The sequence below is a fragment of the Affinundibacterium nitidum genome, assembly GCF_014284155.1.
In the GTDB taxonomy this organism is placed as follows: domain Bacteria; phylum Pseudomonadota; class Gammaproteobacteria; order Burkholderiales; family Burkholderiaceae_D; genus Undibacterium; species Undibacterium nitidum.
Genome location: NZ_JACOFZ010000001.1, coordinates 827,464 through 840,064 on the forward strand (window position 1 = coordinate 827,464; position 12,601 = coordinate 840,064).

11 protein-coding genes and 1 pseudogene are annotated in these 12,601 nt (G+C 46.5%); 10 read left to right on the top strand and 2 right to left on the bottom strand.

The features are described 5' to 3' along the window. Nucleotides 1–232: 232 nt before the first annotated feature. The 3 genes and pseudogenes from H8K36_RS19465 to H8K36_RS03610 all read left to right on the top strand — a co-directional run. Nucleotides 233–433, top strand: a pseudogene (locus tag H8K36_RS19465) (DUF4214 domain-containing protein); the annotation flags it as partial. Between the two features lie 159 nt (nucleotides 434–592). Next, nucleotides 593–1,177, top strand: a complete 585-nt coding sequence (locus tag H8K36_RS19260) for a peptidylprolyl isomerase (RefSeq protein ID WP_370587132.1) — start codon at nucleotides 593–595, stop codon at nucleotides 1,175–1,177. A 188-nt stretch (nucleotides 1,178–1,365) separates the two neighbouring features. Then, entirely contained in the window at nucleotides 1,366–2,517 is a 1,152-nt protein-coding gene (locus H8K36_RS03610) for a methyltransferase (RefSeq protein WP_186915043.1), read from the top strand. Nucleotides 2,518–2,695: 178 nt separating this feature from the next. Here the strand turns inward: H8K36_RS03610 and H8K36_RS03615 are convergent, their stop codons facing one another. Then, nucleotides 2,696–4,873 (bottom strand): M4 family metallopeptidase, encoded by a 2,178-nt coding sequence (locus tag H8K36_RS03615; RefSeq protein WP_186915042.1) that lies wholly within the window; start codon nucleotides 4,871–4,873, stop codon nucleotides 2,696–2,698. 576 nt (nucleotides 4,874–5,449) lie between these two features. Beyond that, nucleotides 5,450–7,759 (bottom strand): NADP-dependent malic enzyme, encoded by a 2,310-nt coding sequence (locus H8K36_RS03620; RefSeq protein WP_186915041.1) that lies wholly within the window; start codon nucleotides 7,757–7,759, stop codon nucleotides 5,450–5,452. Nucleotides 7,760–8,154: 395 nt separating this feature from the next. Between H8K36_RS03620 and H8K36_RS03625 the strand changes: the two genes are divergently transcribed. From H8K36_RS03625 to H8K36_RS03650, 7 genes are all read left to right on the top strand, one after another. Then, nucleotides 8,155–8,625, top strand: a complete 471-nt coding sequence (locus H8K36_RS03625) for a rubrerythrin family protein (protein WP_186915040.1) — start codon at nucleotides 8,155–8,157, stop codon at nucleotides 8,623–8,625. Nucleotides 8,626–8,711: 86 nt separating this feature from the next. After that, the gene (locus H8K36_RS03630; protein WP_186915039.1) at nucleotides 8,712–8,876 is read left to right on the top strand and encodes a rubredoxin; all 165 of its coding nucleotides are present in this window, start codon (nucleotides 8,712–8,714) and stop codon (nucleotides 8,874–8,876) included. A gap of 66 nt (nucleotides 8,877–8,942) precedes the next feature. Further along, the gene (locus tag H8K36_RS03635) at nucleotides 8,943–10,133 is read left to right on the top strand and encodes an FAD-dependent oxidoreductase (RefSeq protein WP_186915038.1); all 1,191 of its coding nucleotides are present in this window, start codon (nucleotides 8,943–8,945) and stop codon (nucleotides 10,131–10,133) included. Nucleotides 10,134–10,345: 212 nt separating this feature from the next. Then, nucleotides 10,346–10,471: a hypothetical protein gene (locus H8K36_RS19470; RefSeq protein WP_255423099.1), complete on the top strand. Its 126-nt coding sequence runs from the start codon at nucleotides 10,346–10,348 to the stop codon at nucleotides 10,469–10,471. A 5-nt stretch (nucleotides 10,472–10,476) separates the two neighbouring features. After that, the gene (locus H8K36_RS03640; RefSeq protein WP_186915037.1) at nucleotides 10,477–10,977 is read left to right on the top strand and encodes a DUF6882 domain-containing protein; all 501 of its coding nucleotides are present in this window, start codon (nucleotides 10,477–10,479) and stop codon (nucleotides 10,975–10,977) included. Between the two features lie 76 nt (nucleotides 10,978–11,053). After that, nucleotides 11,054–12,022, top strand: coding sequence for a thiamine-phosphate kinase (gene thiL, locus H8K36_RS03645; protein ID WP_186915036.1), 969 nt, complete (start codon nucleotides 11,054–11,056; stop codon nucleotides 12,020–12,022). Nucleotides 12,023–12,025: 3 nt separating this feature from the next. Then, nucleotides 12,026–12,556, top strand: coding sequence for a phosphatidylglycerophosphatase A family protein (locus H8K36_RS03650; RefSeq protein ID WP_230404281.1), 531 nt, complete (start codon nucleotides 12,026–12,028; stop codon nucleotides 12,554–12,556). The last annotated feature ends 45 nt before the right edge of the window (nucleotides 12,557–12,601 follow it).

Below are 12,601 nucleotides of genomic sequence, written 5' to 3' on the forward strand. Positions count from 1 at the left end.
GACCAATAGAGGATTCGCAGGTGGTGTAACGACATTATTGCCTAGCCAAACTACAGTCCAATTTTCAGACTTTTCCGTGAATCTTCTTATTGGAGATAAATCAAAAACAATTTCTGCTTCGACATTAAACAGCATCATCGAGCTCTATATTGCCTTTTTCAACCGTGTACCTGATGCTAACGGATTAGCATACTGGATTGACCAATCCAAAGCTGGAATGTCGTCCGATGCCATGGCTAACAATTTTTATGCCGCAGCCATCATCTATAGCGACCTCACCAATTACACGAGCTCGATGAGCAATGCTGATTTTGTAAAGGTCATTTACAAAAACGTCCTCGGTAGAAATGAAGTCGATGCAGATGGTTTAGCTTACTGGACAGCAGCACTTGAAAAACCTGCTGGAACGTCAGGTGCTGAGACGCGTGGAACTCTTATTCGTACGATAGTCGGAACAGCGCACAATTTTAAAGGTGATCCGCAGTATGGTTGGGTTGCAGATTTATTAGACAATAAAATAGCGGTAGGCACGTATTTTGCTGTCCAGCAAGGACTAAACTACCTTAGCGATACCGAATCTATCACCAACGGTATGGCAATCGCAGCAGCAGTAACCCCGACAGATATCAATGCGGCTAAAACTAGAATTGGCGTGAACGATCCAACCTTGGATTTGCGAACCGCAGCACCCGCCCCTCAAGTCACTATGAAAACATCGATGGGCGACATCGTGATCGAACTGAATCCAGCAAAAGCACCAATTACGTCAGCAAATTTCTTGCGCTATGTTGATGTTGGCTTCTACTCGAACAAGATTTTCCATCGTGTCATTAGTAATTTCATGATCCAAGGCGGTGGCTTTACACCGGATTTAGTACAGGCAAGCACCTACCCACCAATCAAGCTTGAAGTCAATAATGGACTAAGTAACGTCAGAGGAACCATCGCGATGGCGCGCACTAGCGTGTTGGATTCTGCCACATCACAATTCTTCATCAATGTCGTTGACAATACGTTTTTAGATACGAGTGGTGGTGGCTATGCCGTCTTCGGTCAAGTCGTATCAGGTATGGACGTTGTCGATAAAATCAAAGGTGTACCAACCTCAACTCGCGGCTCCTATGCAGATGTGCCGGTCACCACAGTCAGCATACTATCGGCTGAAAGATCAAATTAATAACAGCTCCAAAGAATCAGAAAAGAGAAGAATAGAGGAAGCGTGAGCTTCCTCTATTGCTTTATAGCGCGCTACATAGTTCTATACTTTAGCCTAAGGGGTGACTAGAGTTTGGTACACTGGCGATTCCTAGCTCTTGTTTTCAGCATGAGCTGCTTTAATTCAAATCAAATGAGTATCAAAATCACATGACACATATTGAGTCAGACATTTCCTGGACAGAGGCGAATGAAACTCACACCGCTGTTTGGCATTCCGAAAATAACGCTTCTGCTCCGAAGCGTATTCAAATTGCGGATGACACCATCACAGCCGACCACGCCTTTAAATTGGCATGTGAAGGGACGGCATTATTGTGGCGTGGGGACTTTCATAACGCCAAACAATTATTACAAGCAATCACACGAAGAATCGAACACAAGAAGGCTAAGAAAAAAGTTGATCTCGACAAAGCAGCTGTAGAAAAGGATGTGGCGACAGCATTTCACTTGCACCGAAAAGAGCAAGTGCATAAAGCACGAATCCTCGGCATGCTGCTAGTTTGTATTGAACCAGACCTAACACTGGCACTCCGCCGAGCACCGAATATCAAAGAGGCGTGCCTAGAGGTCTACGGGACCACAAAAAAACAAACAGTCATCAGTCTCAGAGAGTTATTGGGTGTCATAGGCGCACACGAATGGCGCAAGAATGGCATCGAAGTCCAAGCGCTTGGTGGCAAAATACATCCTCACTACGGCGTATTCTCGCCAGTACGCGGTGAGTACCTCGATCTAATCGCAAAAGCCCCACTGCCATCGACTGAACTCGCTTTTGACATAGGCACTGGCAGCGGCGTGATTGCGGCCCTCCTCGCCAAACGTGGCATAAAGAAAGTTATTGCCACCGACCTTGATCAAAGAGCCTTGTCCTGCGCATCTCAAAATATCGAACATCTAGGGCTAAGTGCGCAGGTCGAACTTCGGCAACAAGATCTGTTTCCCGATGGAGTGGCTCCACTGATTGTTTGCAACCCACCGTGGATACCAGTAAAACCCAGTTCCTCAATCGAATATGCAATCTATGACCCAGACAGTCAAATGTTAAAGAAGTTTCTGGCAGGGGTTGGCGTACATTTATCACCGGGTGGCGAGGCTTGGCTTATCATGTCGGACTTCGCAGAACATCTCGGTTTACGTTCAAAAGAGGAATTTTGGACATGGATTGATGAAGCTGGGTTGCAAGTGATCGGCAAGCTCGATATCCGTCCTCGTCACGGCAAAGCAACTGATACAAGTGACCCACTTTACCAAGCACGCGCTGCGGAAATTACCTCACTCTGGCGACTAAGAGTGAAATAAATAGATGTGCTATACAAAGTTCTAAAGCAAATACAAAACGATCTTCTTGCTTCCATCTTCGTATACCACCTGCATCAGCATCAAAGAATCATTAAAGAAAAGAGCCGTCAAGACACTAACGGCTCTTCTCTTCATTCAAAGATCCACCTCGCGATGCAAAGTGGATTTCACACTGACATTACTGGACTGTCGCTGTCAGACTTGCACCGGACACTGCAGCGTAGGCGTTTACCAAGACGTAGTAAGTACCTGTAGCTGGAGCGCTGTAAGTGATTGTTTCTGTATTGGTAGCGCCATCTGACTTCTTATCGTAAGTCGTCGTTGTTGGTGTCGCGCCCAACTTAGCATAGATATCACCATCACCAGAACCGCCACTCAACTTGATCGTCAAGCTTGTCTTACCGGCAGGCACGGAGATTGTGTACACTTTTGATGTGTTCAATGCCAAAGCGATAGATACTGGAACACCACTCGTCAGGACATTACCGGTAGAACCAGTTTGGTAGGTTGCAACGATAGATGCACCGCTAACCGTAGCATAAGCATTGGCCAACAAATAGTATGTACCTGCTGTTGGTGAAGCGATTAAGATCGATTCTGTATTCGTAGAACCATCTGACTTCGCCAGATAAGATGAAGTCGTAGGCGCAGAACCTAACTTAGTGTAAATATCACCGTCACCAGTACCGCCAGACATCTTGAAGCTCAAATTCGATGCTCCACTCGGCACCACAAAGGTGTATGACGCAGTGGTACCTGTTGCGCCAGCGAAGCTCACAGCAACATCCTTCGTCAATACACCGCCGCCTGGAGGAGGTGTGGTTCCGCAACCGCCAGTGACTCCCACTGCGGAGAACGCAGCAGTGACATCGGCAACCGTATAGTTACGATTAGTCGCTGCTTTTTCAACACCACAAGCACCTTGATTAAATGTACTATTGGCTGTCCAGTATAAGCGATTCGCATCCGCAAACACTTCAAATGCCTTACGAGTATTCCAACCCGCTTTCGTTGCTAACAAATAGAATGCTTTGTTAAATACACCACTGGAAAAGTGTACGTCAAGTCCACTTGTATAGTTCGCAGCGTTATCGATAGAGCGACCGTCTTGCGGTGGATTATCCATATAACGTAAAGCGCCAGATCCTTTAAAAATGTCTGCGCCAACTTTGAAGTCGTTTGTACCTAAAACATAGTATTTAGCTGCTTCACCAGCAATATCAGAGAAAGCCTCGTTCATACCACCAGACATGCCAGAATAGACGAGACCAGAGTTTTGTTCAGTAAAACCATGGCTCACTTCATGCGAAGTCACATCAAGCGACACCAAAGGATAGAATGTCGTTGCGCCATCACCATAGCTCATCGCGGAACCATCCCAGAACGCATTTTCGTAGCTGCTACCATAATGCACTTTCATGACCAATTTTTGACTAATTGGACGCACGCCCAAATAGTCTTGGTACATGTTAAATACTTTATTGCCAAAGTAATGAGCATCGTTCATTGGTGAGTAACCACCATTGATTGTTTTCACTGTATTGCGTGGGCAAGTGAAAGAATGCAGCGTACCAGAACCAGAGGTCGCTCCGTTCATGTTGTAGGTATCAACGTTCGTGCTGCTCAAGCTGCAAGTAGAACCACTTACGGTCACATCAAGGTAACCATATCCTGCTGTCGTACCATACTCGCGTTGCCCTGTTTTGGCATTACCGCCAGGACCTGTACCTGTCAGAGAATGGGTCAAGCCTTCCCATTTTTCTAACACCGCGCCACTGTTCGCGTCGATCAAGAAATGCGGACGGCTTGGTGCGCCATTGACTGTTGTCAGGTAGGAGGTCAAATACACCAATTTCGCTGGTCCATTTCCATCCTGTTTTACAAACAGTTTTGATTGTTCATTGCTAGTCGCACCGACTGTACGAGCTGCAACTTTCGCTGCGTTCAACGCCTGCGTGGTTGACAAAGCTGGCTTCACAGTTGGAATGTCTTTTGCCAAATTACTCAACATCGCACCGTGGAAACTACGTTCGCCAGCACCCGCAACGAGGCCATTCCCAGTATCAAGATGTTCAACAATAGCTTCGCCCCATACTGGAACGCCTTGATACAATTGCTCATAGCGACGTACTGTACGCCCGCCTGGATACTGTTTGCTACGTAGTTCGCGCAATTCGGCGGCTGCTAGGCCTAAGGCTTGACTTGCAGAAGTCGCGCCACCTGCGATGGACTTAACTTGATTACCGTTGATCGTAGAAAGATCAATACGATCTGCTGCTGCGGCACCAAATGATGCTGCAATCAAAGTTGCCAACAAAGTTGGACGTAAAACTGCTTGAAATTTTTGATGTGTCATCTTTACTTCCCTCTGATTCTGATTACTCCCTAATAACAGATCAGATCCAAACTTTTGGTCTGGATCCCCCATTGTGTCTTTACCTGTTTTCTACTGCACCCTTAGACACAGTTTGGTAAAACGCTCTATTACAAAACTCTCCAAAAATCTACGTTTATGGATCAATTTCGTTCGGCATCAATGAGTAAAACAGAAGGATCTTTAACTGAAAACTATCAAAAATAACTAGACAAGTCTACAAAGAAATTGTCAAACATTCTATTCCAAATCTAATTTGGTTTTTCTTAAATCACGGTGAAACAAACTATCATTTGAACCAAAGATTTATGGTTTCTTTTCGCATTACATCCATTTTTATATCAGGTATATTTACAAAAAGTAGATGAAATAAAATACAACAACAGTTTCTAACTTCCACAAAAATTCGGCAAAAGCATTTCCTCGCAGAATTTTATGAAAAATCCCCTTCATTTCCCCTACTTTATTTGCAAGAGTGGAGCAGAAGGCCAACGATTCTAGGACGCGAATAAAAAAAACCGCGAAACAAAGTTCGCGGTTTTTTTGGGCAAAGGGAGTTTAACGCTGAGCGACCGCATCCACTACACACAATGCCGTCATATTAACGATACGACGAACAGTCGCTGATGGCGTCAAGATATGGACTGGTTTTGCGCATCCCAAAAGGATAGGACCAATCGCGATGTTATTGCCTGCTGCTGTCTTCAACAAATTGTAGGCAATATTCGCAGCGTCGATATTTGGCATCACCAAGAGATTCGCATCACCCTTCAATGTTGAAAATGGCATGGTCTTCGCACGATAGTCGCTATCGAGCGCGGTATCTCCATGCATTTCACCATCAATTTCAAGTTCCGGTGCGTCACGACGAATAATTTCCAAAGCTGCACGCATTTTCTTCGCGGAATCACTATTGGCAGATCCAAAATTCGAATGCGAGAGCAAAGCTGCTTTCGGAGCTAGGCCAAAACGACGCATTTCTTCTGCCGCTAAAATTGTGATTTCAGCGATCTGTTCAGCGTTCGGATTTTCATTGATATGTGTATCGACCAATACCAATTGACGATCTGGCAGCACCAAGCCGTTCATCGCCGCATACACGTTGACGCCTGGACGTTTGCCTAATACTTGATTGACATAGAACAGATGGAGACTGCCGATGCCGAAGGTTCCGCAGATCATACCGTCAGCATCACCTTTGTGGACCATCATGGAGCCAATCAAAGTATGGCGACGACGCATCTCTAGTTTTGCATACTGCTCTGTAATTCCTTGACGACAAGTCATCTGGTGATAGGTTTGCCAGTAATCACGATATCGCGGATCCATCTCTGGATTGATCATTTCGAAATCAACGCCAGCACGCAAACGCAGACCGAATTTCTGAATACGTTGTTCCAAAATGTGCGGACGTCCGACCAAAATCGGACGCGCCAAATTTTCATCGACCACCACTTGCACGGCACGCAAAACACGCTCTTCTTCGCCTTCTGCATAGACGATACGCTTACGTTCCAACGGCGCTTTTTTCGCGATTTGAAACAGTGGTTTCATGAAGGTGCCGCTGTGATAGACGAATTGTTGCAAGCGATCGATGTACGCTTGCATGTCTTGAATCGGACGTGCCGCCACGCCGCATTCTTCCGCCGCGCGCGCCACCGCAGGGGCGATCTTGATCATCAATCGAGGATCAAATGGCTTAGGAATCAAATACTCAGGGCCAAACGATAAGTTGGAAATGCCGTACGCCGAAGCCACCACATCTGACTGTTCTGCTTGCGCTAAATCAGCAATCGCATGCACCACCGCAATTTCCATTTCACGTGTAATAGTTGTCGCGCCCGAATCTAAAGCGCCACGGAAAATATACGGGAAACACAATACGTTGTTGACCTGATTCGGGAAGTCAGAACGACCTGTCGCCATCACCGCATCATCGCGTACAGCTTTAACTTCTTCAGGTAAAATTTCGGGGGTCGGATTAGCCAATGCCAAAATCAATGGTTTCGCTGCCATTACCTTGACCATGTCTTGCTTCAGCACGCCACCAGCCGACAGGCCCAAGAAAATGTCGGCGCCATCAATCACTTCGCGCAAACTACGCGCGGTAGTCTCTTGTGCAAAGCGCTCTTTGTCTGGGTCCATCAATTCGGTACGGCCTTTATAGACAACACCAGCTAGGTCGGTGACAAAAATATTCTCGATCGGGAAGCCCAAATCGACGATTAAATCTAAGCATGCTAGAGCTGCTGCACCTGCACCAGATACGACGAGTTTACAATTTTTGATGTCCTTACCGACAACCTTCAAACCGTTCAAAATTGCCGCGCCGACGATAATGGCCGTGCCATGTTGATCATCATGGAAGACGGGAATCTTCATCCGTTCGCGCAATTTACGCTCGATGTAAAAGCACTCAGGTGCTTTGATATCTTCCAGATTGATACCGCCGAAAGTCGGCTCGAGGGCAGCAATTACTTCGACCAGTTTATCTGGATCCGATTCATTGATTTCAATATCAAAGACGTCGATACCCGCAAATTTCTTAAATAATACGCCCTTACCTTCCATCACCGGCTTTGACGCCAAAGGTCCAATATTTCCCAAGCCGAGTACCGCGGTGCCGTTGGTAATCACGCCCACCAGATTTCCACGGGCGGTGTACTTAAACGCAGCAGCGGGATCAGCCACGATCTCTTCGCATGGTGAAGCCACACCTGGCGAATAAGCCAAAGCCAGATCGCGTTGATTAGTTAATTGTTTTGTTGGCGTAACGCTGATTTTGCCTGGGGTTGGAAACTCATGGTATTCCAAGGCTGCTTGGCGTAATTGTTGTCTAAGTAGTTCTTTTTGTTCTGGCGAATCCATGTGGGGCTGTCCTTTGTTCTAACGAATGGGTGCAGGTGCGATAGGAAGTTGGTCTCTATGGTTGGTAGGTTTCACATTATCGCTGAAGTTGTACGACAACCTCTATTATGGCGCTTGTGGCACTTTTGCGTAAGCCTTCGGTGGCTTGATTCTAGCAGACAGGCAACTTTTGCTTCATACGTATTTATACGGGTTTCATGATTTTTTTGCATAAAGTTAGCGAATTCTAGCCCTAGCTCACAGAAAATAGATTTAAGCTATCAATTAAATAAAATCAATTGTTTTTACTTATCAACACACTTCCTCTAAGATTCAACTCAAGCAGATGACTGACATGTCGGTAAAAACCAAGTTAGCCATCGCATACTTTTTAGCTGATTTTAAAGGAGACTTTTATGAGCACCCCATCTATCACAATTCAAAATCTTGAAGCTGCTTTTGCCGGAGAGTCAATGGCACATATCAAATATCGATATTTTGCAAAGCTCGCGCGCGCCGCAGGTGCAGAAGACATCGCCTTAGCGTTTGAGGCCACAGCTGAACAAGAAGTCATGCACGCTTTCGGCCATTTAGACTTGCTCTATCCCAAAGCGGAAATGACGCCACAACGCGCCCTCGAAATCGCGATTGAAGGTGAAACTTATGAGTACACCGAAATGTATCCAAAGTTTCGTCATCTTGCGATTGAAGAAGGTAACCATGCAGCAGTGGCGGAATATGACGAGCAAATTGCCGAGTCTAAAGAACATGCCGAACAATTTAAACGCACTCTAGAGATCGCTGCAAAACGATTTGCAGCATTGGCAAAAGTGGAAGAGCGGCATGCTAAGCACTACCAAGATGTGTTAGATGCCCATCGCGCCTGATTCGGTAACACGCTTAAACGGCGCCTAGCACATACCTATATTAAGAAGCCACACAATTTAGAAACAAAAGATAAACGGAGTAAATTATGAAAACCTATCAATGCATCGTATGCGGATTTATTTACGAACAAGCACTTGGTCTCCCTGCCGAAGGCATCGCACCTGGCACGGCATGGGAAGATGTACCCGAATCATGGACTTGCCCTGATTGCGGCGTCGCCAAATCAGATTTTGAAATGGTCGAAATCTAACCACCATTAAAATAGTTTGCATCAATCAAACAGCGCGTCGTTTCGAATCATTTGCGGAAAATCCCAATGAAACCCATCATTATCATCGGCAGTGGCATGGCAGGCATTAGTCTTGTCCGTGAATTTAGAAAGCTCGACGGCAACTCGCCCGTCATGATAATTACTGCCGATGAAGGTGGCTTCTATGCTAAGCCCAATCTCTCCAATGCCTTTGCCCAGAAGAAGCTAGCATCCCAACTCAGAGCGCAAACCGCAAGTGAGGTGGCAGAACAATTAAGAGTCAGCGTTATACAAAACGCGAAGGTCCTTTCGATTGATGCAGAACGTCAAACGATTACTACATCAGTTGGCGCCTTCGAATATCGTCGTTTAGTACTGGCGGTCGGTGCTAATGCCATCCAACTACCTATCGCTGGCAATGCGAAAGAGAAAATCTTATCGATAAATCATATCGATGATTATCAAGTTTTTCGCAATCAACTCGGGGCCATAGTTTCTGAACATAAGAGCGCCCGTATTGCAATTCTTGGCGCTGGCTTGATCGGATGTGAGTTTGCCGATGATTTGATCGGCGCAGGATTCGAGGTCGATCTAATTGACCCTAACCAACGCCCCTTAGCAGCATTGCTACCCGAAGCGATCTCTTCGCATTTACAGAATGCCTTCGTTAACAAAGGGGTAAAGATGCATTTGGGTACCACTGCTGTCGACATCAATACAGTCGATGGTCACACCAGTATCCGCCTAGCCAATCAAGAAATGATCAACTGCGATATCGTTTTATCAGCGGTTGGCTTACGCCCGAACCTTCAACTCGCGCAACTTTGCACACCAAGACCAATCGAAGTTGATCGCGGAATACTTGTCGATGCTTTTGGAGAAACCAGCGCCAAACATATCTTCGCTTTAGGCGATTGCGCACAATATACAATCAACGCAGACGGCTCAAGTGCAGTAATGCCCTATATTGCACCGATCCTGAGCGCAGCAAGATCCATAGCAAAAACACTCAATGGAGACGCGACTCCGATTGACATTAAACCATCTGCTGTTATCGTCAAAACGCCGAGCTGCCCCATCGCCTTGATTGTCCCAAGCACTCAAGACTTGAACGGAGGAAGCTGGTCATACGAGCTTCAAGCCGATCAGATCCACGTCAGTCGATTCATTAACAAAGCAGGTAAATTACGTGGCTTTGCTATGACACCGCAAGATGCAAAATTGCGTACGAAGCTTATTAATGAAATTAGTGACTAGACAATGACTTTTACACGTAAAAAGTATCAGTCGCCACGATTCTTAAAAATTTACAACACTCTCTGATTTGTATCTGCAGATTCCTCTGATTTTTGTTTGCCTATTTCCCTCATTTCCAGTATTTTTTCGGAAACTAAAAATTCGGGCACGCCCGTTCTAAAAATACTAAGTCGGTGTAGTGAATTTCAGTACACTGGTCTTGAGGGAATTTCATGTTTGCTTTTAGCACTGCTTTCGGCCTGTGCGCTTTGCGCTCGTTTATCGTCAATGGTTTCACGGTCAAACCAACTTTCTATACACAAATTAGTTACGTATCACTGACCAAGGCCTGTCACTGATCGCTATGGCCAAAATCTATAAAGACAATTTTAGTCTCGAATCGTTTATCGCGACCAGCGCAGACGATGCAGTAGTGGCGAACATGCTCCACAACTCCACTTGGCGATTAGGTGAAGAAGAATCATGGCACCTCGACCAAAATACCGGTCAACTCTTGCTAACCTTTGATGATGGCAGTTTTGCTTTGGCACCAGCACAAATCATCGGCACTTTCCATCACCAAGATTCCAGTTTTCTGTGGGCCTGGCAACATCCATCCGTACTGCCAGCACTCAAACGAAATGCAGCATTGGTGCGCGATTTTGGTAAAGAACAAAAGTCTTACGAACTCACGAAAGCACGCTTCACATGCACTGAACAAAGAGCGTGGGAACTGACCGCACTGGCCATGCGTTTAAATCAAGCCAAAGGTTCTTATCGCGTGATGATTAAGCCCGATGTCAGTATGTTTCTGAATTTCGGCGAAGTACAGATTGCCCATGAAGCCGGCACCAAGGCAGGTTAAAACCGCTAAATCACCGCTTCACCCTCGCCGTTGATGAATTGCTTCGCTAGTCTGATTCGTTTCGGTACAATGCGACATGCTCTCTGAATTCGATCTCATCAAACAATATTTCGTCACACCAGCTTCCAAGGATCCGCGTATCGCCCTGGGGATTGGTGACGATTGCGCCTTGCTTAACCCTAGCCCGGGTAAACAACTCGCTATTTCCAGCGACATGTTAGTTTCAGGCCGCCATTTCTTTCCTGATGCAGATCCATTTGGCTTAGGACACAAATGCCTCGCGGTTAATCTCTCAGACTTGGCTGCGATGGGTGCAAAACCATTGGCATTTACTTTAGCCTTGTCTTTGCCTGAAGCGAATCGCGAATGGCTAGATCGTTTTTCAAAAGGACTATTGACCCTCGCTGCAGAACACAACTGCACACTGATTGGTGGCGACACGACCAAAGGTCCCTTAAACATTTGCATCACCATTTTTGGTGAAATCACTCCCGGACAGGCCTTAAGGCGCGATACGGCACAAGTTGGTGATGATATTTGGATCTCGGGCGATATCGGTGATGCCAGACTTGCTCTAGCGGGATATTGGAAAGAACTCGAACTCAGTCCAGAGCAGCATCAACAAGCAGCGGTACGCATGCACAGACCGACACCGCGCATTGCTCTCGGTATGGAACTGTGCGGAATTGCCCATGCGGCTTTAGATATTTCTGACGGCTTGATTGGCGATCTCGGACACATCTTAGAACGCTCAAAAGTCGGTGCATCGCTTGAAGTAGACAAACTACCCGCTGGCCTCATGTTACAGTCGCAGCCACAAGAACTTCGACGTCGCTTCACGCTTGCTGGTGGTGATGACTACGAACTGTGCTTCACTGCCCCTATTCAACAACGCGAACAAGTAATAGCAGCGGGCCTGCGTACAGGCACGGCAGTCACCCGCGTTGGCAAGATTGAACACAAACTCGGTTTGCGTTTGCTTGACCAAGATGGACAGCACCTGGCACTCGAACTCAAGTCGTTTGATCATTTCGTTTCGGACTAAGCCATGAATGCAAGTACTCACAGTCTCCCCAACACGGCGCCGATCCTAAAGCCTGGCCCCCAATTCATGTTGCGGCATCCTGCACATGTTTTGGCGCAAGGATTTGGCAGCGGGCTTTCACCTATCGTGCCGGGCACGACTGGCACCCTCTTCGCTTGGTTAAGCTTTGTCGTCTTGAGTACACGCTGGCCAAGTCTTTTCACACCAATGAATTGGGGCATCATCATTGTCGTCGGTTACTTTATTGGCGTATGGGCCTGCGAAGTCACTGGAAAAAATTTAGGTGTCGCTGACCACGGCAGTATGGTGTGGGATGAAATCATCGCATTTTGGATGGTGCTATTATTGGTAACCCCTGCGCCGCTCATGACACAGTTCTGGGCCTTCATCGCCTTCCGTTTTTTCGACATGGTAAAACCGCCGCCAATTGGCTATTTCGATCGTAAATTCAAAGGCGGATTTGGTGTGATGTTCGACGACATTGTTGCTGCTTTTTTCGCACTCTTGGTATTTGCCTTGTGGCGAATCTGGTAAATCGCTAGGAAAGAATTTCTACTCCCTGCACGGAAAAATTACGCA